Below are 330 nucleotides of genomic sequence, written 5' to 3'. Positions count from 1 at the left end.
AATAATAGGACAGTGAAATGTTGAAAATTCATAGATGTCAACCTTAGATGTTTTGGAATACCAGGATATTTTGGAATTGGTTTGCAAAGCTTCCTGCCAATCCCTTTTTCTCATGTCAAATTCTATTATAGTTTTCTTACCTTCTATAAAGGATCCTGTATAAATATCCTTATTCGCTTCTGTCACAGAGGACTCAAAGTGGGCTTTTATTGTAATTCCCATAATTCACTCACATCAATTAACAAGGTGGTTGCCGTTGATCATGAAAGAAATTGGGTTCCGTGTGGTTTTATGTCAAGATGGTGTTGTGCAAAAAGTGGGACACACCCG

The 330-nt window shown here is 36.7% G+C and carries 1 protein-coding gene; it reads right to left on the bottom strand.

Annotated elements, in window-relative coordinates:
* A partial coding sequence (locus ACYQ2M_RS25405) for a hypothetical protein (protein ID WP_459919190.1) occupies positions 1–222 on the bottom strand: 222 nt, incomplete at its 3' end.
* Between the last annotated feature and the right edge of the window lie 108 nt (positions 223–330).

The sequence above is a fragment of the Desulfocicer niacini genome, assembly GCF_054657595.1.
The sequence above is the reverse complement of the archived record's forward strand: the minus strand, read 5'-3'. Positions and strand labels throughout refer to the sequence as shown.